The 15,653-nt window shown below is 65.4% G+C and carries 20 protein-coding genes; 11 read left to right on the top strand and 9 right to left on the bottom strand.

Annotated features, from left to right (window positions below):
• Positions 1 to 259: 259 nt before the first annotated feature.
• Together DW352_RS24025 and DW352_RS24020 are read left to right on the top strand one after the other, a co-directional pair.
• The gene (locus tag DW352_RS24025; RefSeq protein WP_115693697.1) at positions 260 to 532 is read left to right on the top strand and encodes a hypothetical protein; all 273 of its coding nucleotides are present in this window, start codon (positions 260 to 262) and stop codon (positions 530 to 532) included.
• Positions 533 to 649: 117 nt separating this feature from the next.
• The gene (locus DW352_RS24020) at positions 650 to 1,267 is read left to right on the top strand and encodes a hypothetical protein (protein WP_162827173.1); all 618 of its coding nucleotides are present in this window, start codon (positions 650 to 652) and stop codon (positions 1,265 to 1,267) included.
• Positions 1,268 to 1,291: 24 nt separating this feature from the next.
• Here DW352_RS24020 and DW352_RS24015 read toward each other — a convergent pair whose 3' ends face one another.
• Positions 1,292 to 1,786, bottom strand: a complete 495-nt coding sequence (locus tag DW352_RS24015; protein ID WP_115693695.1) for a YbhB/YbcL family Raf kinase inhibitor-like protein — start codon at positions 1,784 to 1,786, stop codon at positions 1,292 to 1,294.
• Positions 1,787 to 1,901: 115 nt separating this feature from the next.
• Here DW352_RS24015 and DW352_RS24010 point away from each other — a divergent pair, with 115 nt between their 5' ends.
• The 4 genes from DW352_RS24010 (at position 1,902) to DW352_RS23995 (ending at position 3,917) form a co-directional block, all read left to right on the top strand.
• The gene (locus tag DW352_RS24010) at positions 1,902 to 2,237 is read left to right on the top strand and encodes a hypothetical protein (RefSeq protein WP_115693694.1); all 336 of its coding nucleotides are present in this window, start codon (positions 1,902 to 1,904) and stop codon (positions 2,235 to 2,237) included.
• 200 nt (positions 2,238 to 2,437) lie between these two features.
• A complete protein-coding gene (locus DW352_RS24005) occupies positions 2,438 to 3,166 on the top strand; it encodes an NUDIX hydrolase (protein WP_115693693.1) in 729 nt (242 codons plus the stop codon).
• A gap of 119 nt (positions 3,167 to 3,285) precedes the next feature.
• Positions 3,286 to 3,537 carry a hypothetical protein gene (locus DW352_RS24000; protein WP_115693692.1) on the top strand — a complete coding sequence of 84 codons (252 nt, stop codon included), beginning with the start codon at positions 3,286 to 3,288 and terminating at the stop codon, positions 3,535 to 3,537.
• Positions 3,538 to 3,701: 164 nt separating this feature from the next.
• On the top strand, positions 3,702 to 3,917 hold the full coding sequence (locus DW352_RS23995) for a LapA family protein (protein WP_115693691.1): 216 nt from the start codon (positions 3,702 to 3,704) through the stop codon (positions 3,915 to 3,917).
• Positions 3,918 to 4,135: 218 nt separating this feature from the next.
• Here the strand turns inward: DW352_RS23995 and DW352_RS23990 are convergent, their stop codons facing one another.
• From DW352_RS23990 to DW352_RS23955, 8 genes are all read right to left on the bottom strand, one after another.
• Entirely contained in the window at positions 4,136 to 4,564 is a 429-nt protein-coding gene (locus DW352_RS23990) for a hypothetical protein (RefSeq protein ID WP_162827172.1), read from the bottom strand.
• A gap of 89 nt (positions 4,565 to 4,653) precedes the next feature.
• Positions 4,654 to 6,738 carry an elongation factor G gene (locus tag DW352_RS23985; protein WP_115693689.1) on the bottom strand — a complete coding sequence of 695 codons (2,085 nt, stop codon included), beginning with the start codon at positions 6,736 to 6,738 and terminating at the stop codon, positions 4,654 to 4,656.
• Positions 6,739 to 6,892: 154 nt separating this feature from the next.
• Positions 6,893 to 7,894, bottom strand: a complete 1,002-nt coding sequence (locus tag DW352_RS23980; RefSeq protein ID WP_115693688.1) for an ABC transporter substrate-binding protein — start codon at positions 7,892 to 7,894, stop codon at positions 6,893 to 6,895.
• A 60-nt stretch (positions 7,895 to 7,954) separates the two neighbouring features.
• Entirely contained in the window at positions 7,955 to 8,455 is a 501-nt protein-coding gene (locus DW352_RS23975; protein WP_115693687.1) for a phage holin family protein, read from the bottom strand.
• A complete protein-coding gene (locus DW352_RS23970; RefSeq protein WP_115693686.1) occupies positions 8,455 to 8,850 on the bottom strand; it encodes a DUF883 family protein in 396 nt (131 codons plus the stop codon). The genes DW352_RS23975 and DW352_RS23970 overlap by 1 nt, the downstream gene beginning before the upstream one ends.
• A 151-nt stretch (positions 8,851 to 9,001) precedes the next feature.
• A complete protein-coding gene (locus tag DW352_RS23965) occupies positions 9,002 to 10,207 on the bottom strand; it encodes a pyridoxal phosphate-dependent aminotransferase (RefSeq protein ID WP_115693685.1) in 1,206 nt (401 codons plus the stop codon).
• 107 nt (positions 10,208 to 10,314) lie between these two features.
• Positions 10,315 to 10,605 carry a type II toxin-antitoxin system RelE/ParE family toxin gene (locus DW352_RS23960; RefSeq protein ID WP_162827171.1) on the bottom strand — a complete coding sequence of 97 codons (291 nt, stop codon included), beginning with the start codon at positions 10,603 to 10,605 and terminating at the stop codon, positions 10,315 to 10,317.
• Entirely contained in the window at positions 10,592 to 10,831 is a 240-nt protein-coding gene (locus DW352_RS23955; protein ID WP_115693683.1) for a type II toxin-antitoxin system ParD family antitoxin, read from the bottom strand. The genes DW352_RS23960 and DW352_RS23955 overlap by 14 nt, the downstream gene beginning before the upstream one ends.
• 90 nt (positions 10,832 to 10,921) lie before the next feature.
• Here DW352_RS23955 and DW352_RS23950 point away from each other — a divergent pair, with 90 nt between their 5' ends.
• The 5 genes from DW352_RS23950 to DW352_RS23930 all read left to right on the top strand — a co-directional run bounded on the left by DW352_RS23950 (position 10,922) and on the right by DW352_RS23930 (position 15,651).
• On the top strand, positions 10,922 to 12,286 hold the full coding sequence (locus DW352_RS23950) for a glycosyltransferase family 87 protein (RefSeq protein ID WP_115693682.1): 1,365 nt from the start codon (positions 10,922 to 10,924) through the stop codon (positions 12,284 to 12,286).
• Between the two features lie 57 nt (positions 12,287 to 12,343).
• Positions 12,344 to 13,162, top strand: coding sequence for a phytanoyl-CoA dioxygenase family protein (locus DW352_RS23945; RefSeq protein ID WP_115693681.1), 819 nt, complete (start codon positions 12,344 to 12,346; stop codon positions 13,160 to 13,162).
• 224 nt (positions 13,163 to 13,386) lie between these two features.
• Positions 13,387 to 14,022 carry a glutathione S-transferase family protein gene (locus tag DW352_RS23940; protein ID WP_115693680.1) on the top strand — a complete coding sequence of 212 codons (636 nt, stop codon included), beginning with the start codon at positions 13,387 to 13,389 and terminating at the stop codon, positions 14,020 to 14,022.
• A 151-nt stretch (positions 14,023 to 14,173) separates the two neighbouring features.
• Positions 14,174 to 14,464: a hypothetical protein gene (locus DW352_RS23935; RefSeq protein WP_115693679.1), complete on the top strand. Its 291-nt coding sequence runs from the start codon at positions 14,174 to 14,176 to the stop codon at positions 14,462 to 14,464.
• Positions 14,465 to 14,520: 56 nt separating this feature from the next.
• Positions 14,521 to 15,651 (top strand): PQQ-dependent sugar dehydrogenase, encoded by a 1,131-nt coding sequence (locus DW352_RS23930; RefSeq protein WP_115693678.1) that lies wholly within the window; start codon positions 14,521 to 14,523, stop codon positions 15,649 to 15,651.
• Positions 15,652 to 15,653: the final 2 nt, after the last annotated feature.

Genomic DNA, 15,653 nt, shown 5'->3' with positions numbered 1-15,653 from the left:
GCGCGCCACGACGTGCGCGCGCGGTGAGCGGCGAATGTGGCGACGACGGGACCGGAATGGAAGCCCGGGCGGTCATCGAATTATCGAATGACGTCCATCACAGAGACGAATTTCGGCCGACGCCATCGAGCCTGACGCGAAGAAAAATGCGGCCAAATATTTTCCGGTTTCGCGCCGCGCCGGACACTAGCAGCTCCTCGCGCGATGGCTAACATCCGCGCACGCCAAATGGCGCGTGATCATCAGAGGGGCGACAATCATGAAGAAGACAATCGCAGTGTTCGGTCTCATCGCCGGCGCGATGGTGCTGTCGAGCACGCCGCCGGCCGAGGCGGCGGTGTACTGCAAATACGTAGGCTACCCGAAAGGCTGCGTGGCCAAGCCCGGCGTCGTGCTGCAGCCGATGCCGGTCGTGTATTGCAAGTATATCGGCTACCCGAAAGGCTGTGTCGCCGCGCCTGGCGTGGTCCTGCGGCCAGCGCCGCGCGGCGTCAATCTCGGCGGACCGGTGAACCGCATCGGCGTGCGCTGACGGCGTCTTGCCGCTGCGCAATACACGACTTGCGCGACCATAGCCGGCCGGGGAAAGATGATGCGAGCCGCGCCGGCCTTCGTCCGGCGCGACACCCCGGAGCGGAGCGTGACACGCATGAGCGATCGACATGGTGTGAAGGCACGCGTCGCCGGTCTGCTGCTGTTTGCCTTCGCGTTGGTGCCGCCGTCCGAAAGCCTCGCGTGCTCCTGCTGCACCAACACCGCGCAGCGCCGGATCGGCGATGTACCCCTCGATGCCGGTCGCTTCGATGAGATCGTGCGGTTGCGCTTCGAAGAGGCGGCCGATCTCTATCTGAGTGACGACGACGGCGCGACGGTGACCGGGATCGACAAGCCGGACACGCGCTATCGTCTCGCCGCGGCGTGGCAGGACGGCCGCCTCGCCCTCACCTTCCTCGACACTGCCGGCCGCACCGGCACGCTGACGCTGGCGCGGCCACAAACGATTTCGCTTTTCGAGGTCGATCCGCGTGACCCCGCACCGGCAGGCGGCGTCGGCCCGTTGCTCTACAAAGAATGGAAGCTGACGGCGCCTGCAGCCGGCAACGGCATCTTCGCGAACGGTACCCGCGATGGGCAGACCCTGACGCTGATCCTGCATGGCCGCGGCCACAACTGCGCCAATGCGGAAGACTTCACGCACTGGACGCTGACGACCCAAGGCCCGAAGGCAAACTACATATTCTACGGCGCCTTGCGGGCGGCCAAATAACGCCGCCCGCCGCATCCGCGCAGATCAACGCTTGTACAGCCCCATGATGCTAGCTTTGGCCAACGTCTTGAAATTGAGATTGAAGCCGATCTGCGCCGCCGGCGTGTCTTCCTTGACGCCGAGCACCTCGTTCACCGCGTAGACGGTGAACAGATAGCGGTGCGGATGGTCGCCCTCCGGCGGGCACGGACCGCCATAGCCGGCGAAGCCGTAATCGGTACGCGTCTGCAACGCGCCCTTGGGCAAGGCGCCGCCTTTGCTGCCGGCGCCGAGCGCCAGTTCGGTCACGTCCGGCGGGATGTTCACCACCAGCCAGTGCCAGAAGCCGGAGCCGGTCGGCGCATCCGGGTCGTAGCAGGTGACGGCGAAGCTCTTGGTCCCGGCCGGCGCGCCCGACCAGGCGAGATGGGGCGACACGTTGTCGCCAGCGCAGCCGAAGCCGGCGTCAGCCGAGACGACATGTGTCATCTTAAGATAGTCGCCGTCTTTGAAGCTGTTGCTCGAAACCGTGAAGGCCATGCCTCGTCTCCTCTTCGCCTGAACGCGGCGCAAGCCTAATCCGTCCGCGGCAATGTGCAACGGGGCTGGCGTTCGAAACCAACGACGGCATTGTTGGCAAGCCAGGGAGAATCCGGTGACCGAGAAACCGACACCGACCATCGCCCGCATCTGGCGCGGCCGCGTACGCCGCGAGCGCGCCGACGAATACGCGGCCTATCTCTACGCGCACGGCATCAAGCCGCTCGAGGAGAAGGCGCTCGCCGTGCAACAGTTGCGTGAAGATCGCGAGAACGACAGCGAGTTCATCACCATTTCATATTGGGAGAACGTCGAGGCGATGTCGCGCTTCGCCGGCAAGGATCCGCGGCGCATCCATCATCTCGCGCGCGACGAAGAGTTCCTCATCGAATTGCCGAACAGCGTGCAGGTCCTGCACATCACGGCATCGAAGGGCATGTTCGGCCCGTGATTGCGCACGTTCGCGCGATTATCACAACGAGATGACGGTCCCCGCTCTGCACCGGCGGAGCATTCGCGTCATTTGTCGTATTGCATTGCTGTCCGCGCGCTTTATATCTCGGCCCTTGCGGATTCCGCGCAACGTCCCGGGCCGCTATCCTCTTGTGTCACGAATGATTCGCCGTCGGCCTCGCCAAGGAGCCCGCGTCCATGGACCTTCCCCATATCGTTGCCGCCGGCGGCATTGTCGTTCGGAACGATCCGCAGCCGTGCATCGGCATCGTCCAGTTGCGCAAGAACCGCGCCTGGGTGCTGCCGAAGGGCAAGCTCAGCCGCAACGAAACGGCGTTGGCGGCGGCGCGGCGCGAAGTGCTCGAGGAAACCGGGCACGAAGTGTCGGTGCACGAATTCGTCGGCGCGCTGTCTTACGAATCCCGCGGCCTGCCGAAGGTCGTGCAGTTCTGGCGCATGCAGGCGCTCGACCGGCCGGTGCGCAAGCTGACGCGCGACGTGCGCGCGGTCGAATGGCTGCCGTTGCCGGACGCGATCGAGCGCCTGAGCCGTGCGCATGAGCGCGTGTTCCTGGAGCATGTCGGCCCCGTCGTGCTGCGTGCCGCAGCCGAGAAGAAGCGGTCGCGAACGGTCGTGCGTCGCAAGCCGGCGCGGCCGCGCGTGGCCGCCGCTCCGAAACGGCCGGCACGTGTGCCCGTCGGCATCGAGCCGACATTGCATGCCGAAGCGCCTGCACCGGCGGTGATCGAGAGGCCGACGCTCGGCGAGGTTCGCGCCGAAGCGCCATTGCCGGCGGCGCGGCCGGAAAAGCCGGCGATCGCGCCGCTGGCGACGACCACCAGCAACGAGCCCGCCAGCCGGCCGCGTCCCTGGCTGCGCCGCCAACTGATCGATCGTCTGCTCGGACGCTCAGCCCGCACCATGTGACGGACGCGACGGCATCCTGTGCTGGAACACCAGCACGGGCCCGCGCGTTACGTCTGCGCTTTCGCGCACCCGCCATCCCGGCGGGGGCCATTTATCGTCATATTGCGGGAGACGCCCCCATGCGCCATAGCCTCATGCTTTGCGCCGCCGCCGGTATTACGAGCCTGTTCCTCATGGGCTCCGCCAACGCGGCATCGGATTTTCGAGTGATCAAATGGAGCCTCACTGGCGTCTGCCAGATTTACGACTTCGGCTGGGGCGGAAAGCCAATTCCGTGGGACTATCGCGTTATGACGCGGCACCTGCCGAGCTTCGGCGCGGCGCTGCGCGCGAAGGATCATCTGGCGCGCAGCGGACGCTGCACGCTGTAACAGCGCGCTTCGCGCGCGCATAACCGACGTGGCGCGCCTTTGGCGCGCCTGGCGCGGGGCTATGGCCGGAATCGCATGGCGATCCGCGCTTGGCCCCGCGCTTCTGTGCTATCGCCCCCGCATCAGCTAGACTTGCCCCGTCTTTGTGCTTCGAGGGGCAAGCCATGCGGTGGTTTCATATAGCGATCGTTGTTCTGTTCGCCGGCGCGACTTTGATATTCGCGATCCAGAACTTCCAATCCGTGACGATGTCGTTCCTGGGCGTCAGCCTGCGCCTGCCGATGGCCGTGATGGCGGTCATCGTCTATCTGCTGGGCATGGCGACCGGCGGCAGCCTGTGGTCGCTGTTGCGCCGCTCGTTCGCGGGCGCGCGGCTCTAGGCCAGATCAGAGCCCGGCCGGCGCGTTAAGCGTCGCCCGCGACGGCCGACCGGGGCCGCGCATGTCATGACGCGCATCATGGCAGGTATCATGGCGCGTGGCCTGTCGTGCGCAATGACAGCCGCCTTCGCGGGACCGCGCGCAGCGGGTCCATGCGGCGGACCAGAGCGGTTTATGGTCAGGTTGAAACACTCGATTCCAGCTCAACGAGAGACGCTCTAGTACTGCCAGTTGAGGATGTTGCCGTCGCCGACCTGGCTCGACACGTCGGAGTCCATATCCTCTTCCATCAGCATCGTCGGCGTGAGGGTGGACGGCGCGATGACCGTCGGCGCCAGATCCTTCGGCGGCGAGACCATGTCGCGATAGGTCTTCATCGCGTCCTGATCGCCGACGAACACGCATTTGCAGAAATCGGGATCGGAATAGACGTAGTAGCGCTTGCCATCCTTGGTGCGGGCGATGAACTTGCGCGGCGGGATCATGCGCGCGTGCTTCAACTTCTCCGCCGTGTCGGCCACGCGCATCTTGAAGCCGGCATCCTCCATGCGCATATCGGCGCCTTCCTGGCCCGACGCCGCCGGATCGACGAACATTCCCAGCGCCAGCACGAAGGCCGCACGCGCACCGTTTAACCGCTTGTTCACCATCGCCCCCTGTCCGTGACAAGCGGCATTGGTTCCACCAACGCACGCGCAAGGCAAGCCCCACGCCGCTACCCGCGCGGGCGCCTGCGTTACTCCGCCGCGCGCCGCGCCGCCACGATCTGGTCGGCCGCGCGGCCGGTGAGCTCGGCCATATGGTCGAACTTGAAGGTGAACGAGCCGACGCCGGCGGTGCCCGAGCGCACTTCGATGATGAGATCGCCGATCTCCGACTCCGGCATCAGCGCGCGCACGCAATCCCAACCGTCCCAGCCCTCGCGCGTGTCGAAACCGAGGATCTGCCCGCGCCGCCCGGACAGGATGGCGTTCATCTTGGCGGTGGCATCGGTCGGACAGACGATCTCGACCAAGTGGATCGGCTCGAGCAGCACCGGCTGGCATTGCGGCAAGCCGTCGACGAGCGCGATGCGGCCGGCGGTGCGGAACGCCATGTCGGACGAGTCGACCGTATGGTAGGAGCCGTCGATCAACGTCACCGATACGTCGACGACGGGAAAACCGAGCGGACCGTGCTGGAGCGCGTCGGTGACGCCCTCCTCCACCGCCGGAATGTAATTGCGCGGCACCACGCCGCCGGTGATCTGCTCCTCGAAGGCGAAGCCGGTGCCGCGCGTCAGCGGCTTGATCTCCACCACCACGTCGCCGAACTGGCCATGGCCGCCGGATTGCTTCTTGTGCCGGCCGCGGATCGTGATCGGCTTGCGGATCGTCTCGCGGTAACCGACCGTCGGCGGATGCGTTACGACCGGTACGGCGAAACGGTCGGCGAGCCGCTCGGTGGCGACGCGCAGATGCATCTCGCCCTGGCCCCAGATGATCACCTCGTGGTTCTCGGCATTGTGCACCACCGTCAGCGACGGATCTTCCTCACTGAGCTTGGCGAAGGCCGCGCCGAGCTTGACGTCGTCCTTGCGCTCCTTCGCCTGCACCGCGATGGCGAGCACCGGCGGCAACGGCTTCACGTCGGCGAGCGGCGCATGCGGCTGCTTGCCGCTCGACAAGGTGTCGCCGGTCTTAGCATGATCGAGCTTGCCGAAGGCGACGGTTTCGCCCGCGCTGGCCGGCCCGCGCTTTTCGAACGACGAGCCCATCAGCTTGAACACGCCCGACACGCGATCCGCCGCGCCGGCCGAGGTCGTGAAGGTGGTGCCGTCGCCGGCCTGGCCCGCCAGCACGCGCGCGACCGACATCTTGCCGCCATGCGTCGTGTGGAAGGTCTTGAGCACCAAGGCGACGGCATCGCCGTTCGCTTGGACGCCAAGGCGCACCGCGGTCTCCGCGACGCCGGGCGCCTCGTGCCGCAGCGCCTTCAACAGCCGCAGCACGCCGTTGGCGCGCGTCGCGCAGCCGAGCAGCACCGGGCAGACGATGCGATCGCGCAAATCCCTGGCGAGATCGTCGAACACCTTGTCGCGCGGCGGCTGGATGTCCTCGAGCAGTTGCTCCATCAGCTCGTCGTCGTGATCGGCGAGCGTCTCCAGCATGGTGAAGCGCGCTTCTCTCTCGCGCGAGAGATCTTCACCGGCGAGATCGACGATCTGCGACGGCGCATATTCCTTGTAGACAAAGGCCCGCTCGAGCGCGAGATCGACGAAGCCGGCGATCAGATCGCCCTTCCAGATCGGTATCTGGCGCAACAGCAGCGGCACGCGCGAGGCCGGCTGCAACAGCTTGATCGTCTCGCGGACGCGCTTGTCGGCCTTGTCGATCTTGTTGAGAAACAGAAAGCGCGGAATGTTCTGATCTTCGAGCTCGCGCAGGATCAACTGCAGCTGCGGCACCTTCTTCTCGTCGGCCTCGCACACCACCACCGCCGCGTCGATGGCCGGCAGCACGCTGCGCATGTCGTGGATGAACTCGACGGAACCGGGGCAATCGATAAAGGTGTAACTGTCGCCCATGAACGAGGTGGTCGCGAAGGTCGCTTCCACGCTCATCTTGTGATGACGCGCTTGCGCGCTGGCGTCGCCGACGCTGCTGCCCGCGTCCACGGTACCCTGACGCTGAATGGCGCCGCTGCGCGCCAAGATGGCTTCCAGAAGTGTGGTTTTGCCGCTTTGAAATGGGCCCACCAGCGCGATGCAGCGTGGACCCAGTTTACTTATAGGATTGGCGCCAGGCGCGGGACTTGAGCCGTTGGAACCGTTTTGTCCCATGTGCAAGCCTCCCTTACCGGCCGGGAGGGTCGGACCAACAACCCGGCCCTGCACGTCATCGTCTCAGGAGAGAGCGAAGCTGGCAAGAGGCTGAATATTTGCATCGCGCCGCACAATCGCCGTCATTGCGGCACCGGCGCGCTGCGACTGCCAATCACTTGAGGAAGCTGGAATCGACCACGCCTTGCATGTCAACGCTCTGATCGATCAGACCTTGCGCCTTGTACCATTCGACTTGGCGCGCCACTTCGACCGGATCGAGCTTGCCTTGCGGGTCCATATAATAGGCGCTCGCCTCCACCGTGGCGGCGGACGTGCCGAGCGGCTTGCCCGGATAGACGTAACGCGCGATGAGCGTCGCGATCTTGCGCGACTTCTCCGTCGACACGCGCTTGCCGCGATCGAGCCTCAGCAGCACGCCATAGTCGGTAATGCCGCGCTTGTAGGCGCGCACGAACTTCTCGATCGCCGCGCGCTTGCCTTCGATTGCCTTGGCCGAGGCGAACACCGCACCGAGCTGATGTTCGTCGATCTCGGAATACCAGCCGACGAAGCGTGCCTGGCTGGCGGTCAACAGCTCGCGGGCATATTGCGGCGGCAGCAGCGCGGCGTCGACTTGCTGGGTGCCGATCGCACGCGCGATGGCGTCGAAGTTCTGCAGCGTCTTGAGCGTGATGCTCTTCGGCTCGAAGTGCTTGACCCGCGTGATCTGCCCGACCTGGTAGTGATACAGCGTGCCGAGCTTGTCGATCGCCACCGTGCGGTTGGCGAGCGCATCGAATGAACGCACCCCGTTGGCGAAGGCGACCGTCGAGGCGACCAGCACATTGCCTTCGTAGTCGCGCTTCTCGCGCACCTGCGCGGCGATGGCCTTCATGTAGCCGCGTCCGACGAAATTGAACGCCGCCGGCGTAAAGGCGGCAAGGCCGAGATCGACGCCATTGGCCGCAACCGCTTCGGCGACGTCGCTCTCGGAGGCGTAGGCGATCATGTCGACCTCCAGGCCCTCCTCCTTGAAGTAGCCCTGGGCGTCGGCGAGAAACAGCGCGCCGTTGGCGGTCTGGCGCATGGCGCCGACCCTCACGCGCTCTTGCGCGTGGGCGGAAAAGGCAAGGCTGGCGGTGATGACCAGAAGGGCGAGCGCGCGGCGAATCATGCGCGCAAGGTTAGCGCAGCGGCGTCAGCTTCACGCAAGTTTCGCGCGCATCGGAAGCGCCTAGCCGCGCCGGCCCATGACGATGCCGAGGACGACCGCCAGCGCGACGGTGCCGAACACGGCCTCCCGCGAACCGGTACGCATCGTATTCACGGTGGACTCCAAGGTCGCATTCACGGTGCGCGATTTCAGGTCCGCCGCGCTCTGCGCCAAACCGGGACCGGGCGGCGCCTTTCGCGGCTTCTCACGCCGGCTTCTTTGCACGGCGACCAATAGAAAGACCGCCGCCAGGACGAAAGTGCAGCCACCGACGGCGGCGAGCGCGTTCAGACTCCCATACTGAGGCTGTAAATACACATAGAGCGCGGCGAGCGCTGCCAGCACCGTCAGCAGGGCGAAAATGCCGGCCACGAGCGCCAGGCCGGCAATCAGCGCGAGGTCAAGCGCCTTCTCTTTGACGTCGGCGGTCGTGCGCTCCTTCAGATCGTCGACGTGCGTGCGCAACTGGGCGAGCAGGTTGCCGAGCCCGACGCTTGCGAGTCCCCCCAGCCCCGGCCGCATTAACTGCGGCCTCGCGACAGGAGACCGATCACCACGCCGACCAGCACCGCGCCGCCGATGGTGCCAAGCGGGTTGCGCCGCGCCATGCCTTCGAGCTCCGAGGCGAAGGTCTTGGCCTGCTGGGTCGCGACCGAGGCCGCCTCGCTCGCGATATCGCTGACCTGCGACGTCACGGAGGCGCCGACGTTCTGCGCCGTGCGCGCCGCCTCGCCGGCCGTCGTCGAGATGAATTGCGCCAACGTCTTCTGGATCGCGCCGATGTCGTCGCGCAGCTTGCGCACGTCACCCGCCAGATCGTCGCTGAAATTCGCCGCGTTTTCCGCGACCCGCGCGCCACCCGTTTGCGCTGCGCTCCAGGCGTCACCGCGGCTGGCCTGTTCCGTCGTGCTGCTCATGAACTTTTCCCTCGCATGGCTTCCATGCTCGGCAACGGAAGTCTCAAGGCAAAGTTCCGGCGCGCGGCAAATATACGCGCCCGCCAGCACGGCACGAAAAAGGCCGCGACCTCGGAAGGTCGCGGCCTGTCGAACCGGAACGGCGTCGGTGTTATTTCAGGTTGCCGCAGAAGCGCTGGATGCGACGGCAGGCGTCTTCCAGGTCTTCGGTCTTGGTGGCGTAGGAGATGCGGAAGGCCGGGCCGAGACCGAAGGCCGAGCCGTGCACCACCGCGACGCCTTCGGCTTCCAAGAGCTCGGACACAAAGTCCTCGTCGGTCGCCAGCGTCTTGCCGGTCGGCGTGGTCTTGCCCATCGTCCCGGCGCAGGACGGATAGACGTAGAAGGCGCCTTCCGGCATCGGGCACTTGATGCCGTTCGCCTGGTTGAGCATCGACACGACGAGGTCGCGCCGCTCCTTGAAGACGACGTTGTGCTTGGCGATGAAGTCCTGCGGGCCGGTGAGCGCCTCGACCGCCGCCCACTGCGACGCCGCCGCCGGGTTGGTGGTCGACTGCGACTGGATCATCGCCATCGCCTTGATCAGCGGCTCCGGCCCGCCGGCGTAACCGATGCGCCAGCCGGTCATGCAGTAGGCCTTGGACGTGCCGTTGATGGTCAGCGTGCGGTCGTAGAGCGAGGGCTCGACCTGCGCCGGCGTGAAGAATTTGAAGTCGTCATAGACGAGGTGCTCGTACATGTCGTCGGTCATGACATGCACATGCGGGTGCTTCACCAGCACGTCGGTGAGCGCCTTCAGCTCCGCCTGCGTGTAGGCCGCGCCGGTCGGGTTCGACGGCGAGTTGAGCAGGAACCACTTGGTCTTCGCGGTGATCGCGCGCTCGAGCTGCGCCGCGGTGATCTTGAAGCCGGAATCCATGCCGCAGACCACCTCGACCGGCTTACCGCCGGCGAGCAGCACCATGTCGGGGTAGCTGACCCAATAAGGCGCCGGGATGATCACCTCGTCACCCGGATTCAGCGTCGCCATGAAGGCGTTGTAGAGCACCTGCTTGCCGCCGGCCGAAACGGTGATCTGCGACGGCTTGTACTCGAGGCCGTTCTCGCGCTTGAACTTCTGCACCACGGCGTTCTTGAGCTCGGGAATGCCGTCGACCTGCGTGTACTTGGAGGCGCGGCCCTCGCGGATCGCCTTGATCGCGGCTTCCTTGATGTTTTCCGGGGTGTCGAAGTCCGGCTCGCCCGCGCCGAGGCCGATGATGTTGCGGCCCGCCGCCTTCAGCACGCGCGCTTTATCCGTCACCGCGATGGTCGGCGACGGCTTGATGCGCTTGAGGTGGTCGGCAAGGAAGGCCATTGGCGAGATCTCCGTTTGTGTCGCGGCAGTGATCTAAAGGCCCGCCGGGACGGGGGCAAGCCGCAATCCTTGATCGATTCATCAATCCGGTTGAGGGAAGCCGCCGGCTACAGGTGGCGCTCCGGGTCCATCCGCTCGTGCAACACCCGGACGACGCGAATACCCGCTCCGGACCTCACGTAGAAAACGGTGTGGCGCGCGTGCTCGAAACGGAAATAGCCGGGTCGCAGATGCTCGATCGGACGGCCCAGTTCGGGGAATTGGGCCAATCGGGAGAAGCATTCTTCCAGCCCGAACAGATAAGTGTCGGCCCGATCTGCGCCGAATTGACGGTACGAATAGCGATAGATGTCGGTCAGGTCCCGATCCGCGGCCTCGGATAGCTCAAATCTCGCCACGGCTGAGCTTTGCGCGTGTATCCGCGGCGATCTCGCGGACACTGCGGCGGCTGGTGCCGCTCTTTTCGCCCTCGATCAACGCCTCGACGAGCGCCTCGCGCCGTTCCTGGTCGCGCCGGATCAGATCGCGGACGTAATCGCTGGCGTTGGCGTAGCGGCCGCTTTTGACGCGGTCTTCGACCCAGTCCTTCATCGGTTCAGGCAGCGAGACGTTCATTGTCGCCATGGTCGGACTCCTGCACCACAATGTAGGGATTTTGGCAAAGTTTGCCAACCGCAAACGCTCTCTTAAGCGTCGGCGCGTAGAGATCCGGGCATGCAAAAAGGCGCTTTTCTCGCAGGTCTGCGCTCGGGCGCCTGGGTCACCACCGAACGCATGCGGCTGGTGGCGGGGATGCTGCTCGCCTTCTGTTTGATCGCCGCCGTCTTTCTCGTCACCACCGGCAACGGCCCGAACGACCGCTTCGGCCGGCCTCTCGGCACCGATTTCTCCAACGTCTATGCCGCCGGCACCTATGTGCTGGAAGGCCAGCCTGCCGTGCCGTTCGACCCGCAGCGGCAATACGCCCGCGAACAGGCGATCTTCGGCCAAAACACGCCGTTTTATGGCTGGCACTACCCGCCCTTCTTCCTCGGCCTCGCGGCGCTGCTGGCGCTGATGCCCTACGGCCTGGCGTTGCTGATATGGCAGGGCGTGACGCTGGTGCTGTATGTGCTGGCGATACGGGCAATCCTGGGTGCTCTTATCCCTCCCCCGCTTGCGGGGGAGGGTGGCCAGCGAAGCTGGCCGGGTGGGGGCGATTCAGGGCCCGCCGAAGCCACCCCACCCGGCGCGGTGCGCGCGCCACGCTCCCCTTTCAGGGGAGGGATAAAAAGCCTTTGGCTGCTTCTCGCGCTCGCCTACCCGGCCGTGTTCGTGAACCTCGGCCACGGCCACAACGGCTTTCTCACCGCCGCGCTGATGGGCGGCGCGCTCGTGACGCTGAACACGCGGCCGCTCCTCGCCGGCATCCTGTTCGGCCTCATCGCCTACAAGCCGCAGTTCGGCGTGCTGATCCCGCTGGCGCTGATCGCCGGCGGCTATTGGCGCACCGTGTTCGCCGCGGCGGCCACCGTGATCGCGCTGGCGCTCGCCGTCACGCTCGCCTTCGGCACCGAGGTCTGGACCGCCTTCTTGGCCTCCATGCACTTCACCCGCACCGTGGTGTTGGAACAGGGCGATACCGGCTGGCAGAAGATCCAGAGTGTGTTCTCCTGGGCGCGCATGTGGGGCGGCGGTATCGATCTCGCCTACGCCGCGCAGGGGCTCGTCACGCTGGCGGCCGCCGTCGCGATCGTCTGGCTGTGGCGCAGCCGCGCCAGCTTCGCGTTGAAAGCCGCCGCGCTCGCCATCGCCACGATCCTCGCGACGCCCTACTCGCTCGACTACGACTTGATGGTGCTCGCGCCGGCCATCGCCTATCTCGCGGGCGACGGTCTGACGCGCGGCTTCGCACCCTATGAGAAAACCGTGCTCGCCGCGCTGTGGCTCGCGCCGATCATCGCGCGCCCGCTGGCGCAGGCGACGCTGATCCCGCTCGCTGTTCCTTTGATGCTGCTCTGCTTCCTGCTTTTGCTGCGCCGCGCCATGAACGAGACATCCGTCGCGCGAGCCAGTGGCGTTTTGCGCGTCGAGCCTTAGAATAAGGAGTCAAAGAGCCGGACCACCGGCCGCCACTTCAGCAGGGAGGTGCGCGCTATGAAGCTTTCCGCCGAACAACTCGCCACATTCGACGAGCAAGGCTACATCTTCTTTCCGAACTGCTTCAGCGAAGACGAGATCGCGCTTCTGCGCGCTGAAGCCGACAACATCCTCAAGCTCGATCGCCCCGAAGTCTGGCGCGAGAAAACCGGCGCGCCGCGCACGGCCTTCGCCGCGCATACGTTCAGTCCGGTGTTCGAACTGCTCGCCCGCCATCCGCGTCTGATCGAACCGCTGCGGCAATTGTTCGGCGAGGACGTGTATGTCCATCAGTTCAAGCTGAACGCCAAGGCCGCGTTCGAAGGCGACGTGTGGCAGTGGCATCAGGACTACGGCACGTGGCAGCGCGACGACGGCATGCCCGCGCCGCGCGCGATGAACATCGCCGTGTTCCTCGACGAAGTCATGCCGATCAACGGACCGCTGCTGCTCATTCCGAAGAGCCATAAGCAAGGCGTCTTCGATGCCGGTCATGACAAATCGACGACATCCTATCCGCTATGGACGCTCGACAAGGACACCGTGACGAAACTCGCATCCGCCGCCGCCGATGGCAGCGGCGTCGGCATCGTCGCGCCGACGGGCAAGCCGGGCTCGGTGCTCATGTTCCACGGCAATCTCGTGCACGCGTCGCCGCCCAATATTACCCCCTACCCGCGCAAGATCGTCTATCTCACGCTCTGCGCGGTCTCCAACCACATCACGAAGTTCACCCGTCCGGCGTTCATCGCCCATCGCGACTTCACACCGATCGTACCCGCGGAAGACGACGCGTTGCGCGAATACGCGCGCGCGCACCGTGTCGCCGCGGAATAGACTTGGAATAATTTCGATCATAGCGGCATTGCGAAAGGCTACGCGTTACACACACGCATGTGTGAAGACGTTTTTATGCTCTGCTTATGCGGATGCGTTCCGTGGCCTTGCTATTGCCGGACTTTACGGGCCCTATCCGCGCACTTGCTTCGGGGGCGAGACCACACGATATCGGCTAGGATCATATGACCTCAGCATGAGATCATGCGCGACGGAAGAATGGCATGTACACGCTCTACTCGATGCAGCGCTCCGGCAACAGTTACAAGGTCCGCCTTGCGCTGGCCCGACTCGGCATTCCGTATAAGCAAGTCGAGGTCGACATCCTGCAGGGCGAAAGCCGCACGCCGGAATTCCTGACGATGAATCCGAGCGGACAGGTGCCGCTCCTCGAGGTCGCGCCCGGCCGCCATCTCGCCGAATCAAATGCGATTCTCTGGTACGTCGCCGGCGGCACGCGGCTCGCGCCGGAGGACCGCATCGAGCGCGCGCAGGCGTTGCAGTGGATGTTCTTCGAACAGCACAGCCTCGAGCCCAATATCGGCGCCGCCTATTTCTGGCTGTGCCTGATCAAGGGCGGGCGCGAGTTGCAGCAACACGCGTTGGAGGATTGGATGGAGAACGGCCATCGCGCGCTCGGCGTGATGGAAAATCATCTCACGACGAATCGCTATTTCGTCGCCGGCCATTTCACCATCGCCGACATCGCGCTCTACGCTTACACGCACGTCGCCGAGTCCTGCGACTTCGACCTTTCGCGCTTTCCCGCCATCCGCGACTGGCTGGCGCGAGTCGAGGCCGAGCCCGGTTACATACCGATGGACGAGCAGCAGGAGCCGCTGATCGTGGCCGCGCAGTAGCGTAGAGAGAGGGCGGCGCCCCCGCCTTTTACCTCTCGTTAACCAAAGTCACGAAAACGCCGCCGTTAATCTTTTTGGCCGCCTTAATCGCGACGAAACCATGCCCGGATTTTTGCGTTCTTGTAAGCAAGCGCACTTTTCCGGCTCCACCATGTCAAAGCACATTGAAAAGCCCGGCTTCTCACCTCCCACCGACCGTGTTCTCGGCCGCGAGCGTTACACGGCCACGCTCGCCGCACTCGTCACCACCATCGTGCTGACCATCTGCACGGTGATCGCCGTCACCGTGGTATCGGTCGGCATCGCCCGCGCCGACGCCGGCACCATCATCGATAACGAAGGCAGCCTGTTCGCCATCGCCCTGGTGCTCGGATTGGCTTTCGTGCTGATGGGCGGCCTGAGCGCGCTCACGCTGCCGGGTCACCGCTCCCGCAAGCCCTGAGCCGCCGTCAAAGGAACGCTCCCGGCGTGCTATCGTTGACGCTGGGGAGCCCATCCATGCGACTTGCCGCGGCTTTGATACTCGCCCTGCTGTCGACCGCCGCGCAGGCGGCCGATCCGACGTTCGACACGTCCGCCGGCCAGGTGCGCGTCGAGACCGTGGCGCGCGGCCTCGACCATCCCTGGTCCCTCGCCTTCCTGCCCGATGGCCGCATGCTGGTGACCGAGCGGCCCGGCCGCCTGCGTATCGTCGCGCGCGACGGCGCTTTGTCGCCGGCGCTGGAAGGCGTGCCGAAAGTGTTCGCCCGTTCGCAGGCGGGGCTGATGGACGTGATCCTGGCGCGCGATTTCGCGCAATCTGGCACGATCTTCTTCTGCTACGCCGAAGCCGTATCGGGCGGCGGCCGTATCGCCGTCGCGCGGGCCCGGCTCGAGCAGAGCGCGACGCCCCGTCTCGCCGACGTCACACCGATCTTCCATCAGAAAGGGCCACCGTCGACCGGCCTCAATATCGGCTGCCGCATGGCGCAGGCACCCGACGGCAATCTGTTCGTCACTTTGGGCGACCACTTCGCGCCTAAGGAAGACGCGCAGACGCTCGACAATCACATCGGCAAGATCGTGCGCATCACACCGGACGGCAAAGCGCCCGCCGACAATCCCTTCGTTGGCAAGCCGAACGCGCTGCCGGAGATCTGGGCCTATGGCCTGCGCAACGCGCAAGGCCTCGCCTTCAATCCCGCCAACGGCCAAGTGTGGGAGCAGGAACACGGGCCGATGGGCGGCGACGAGATCAACATCATGGTCAAAGGCGCCAATTACGGCTGGCCGCAGGTCAGCTTCGGCCGCAACTACGACGGCACGCCGGTCGGCACCGGCAAGGCGCACATGGACGGTGTCACCGATCCGATCTGGCATTGGACGCCGTCGATCGCGCCGTCGGGCATGGCCTTCTACACCGGCGATCTGTTTCCGGCGTGGAAGGGCAGCCTGTTCAACGGCGCGCTGAAATTCGCACTGGTGTCGCGGCTCGCGATGAAGGACGGCAAGCCGGCGAAGGAAGAGCGCATGTTGCAGGATCTCGCCGAGCGCATCCGCGACGTGCGCCAGGGGCCGGACGGCGCGCTCTACTTGCTCACCGACAACAGCGCCGGCCGCATCTTGCGCATGGTGCCGGCGCAGCGCTGATC

Origin of the sequence: Pseudolabrys taiwanensis (assembly GCF_003367395.1) — a bacterium.
In the GTDB taxonomy this organism is placed as follows: domain Bacteria; phylum Pseudomonadota; class Alphaproteobacteria; order Rhizobiales; family Xanthobacteraceae; genus Pseudolabrys; species Pseudolabrys taiwanensis.
Note: the sequence above shows the minus strand (reverse complement) of the source record. Positions and strands in the feature narration are given on the sequence as shown.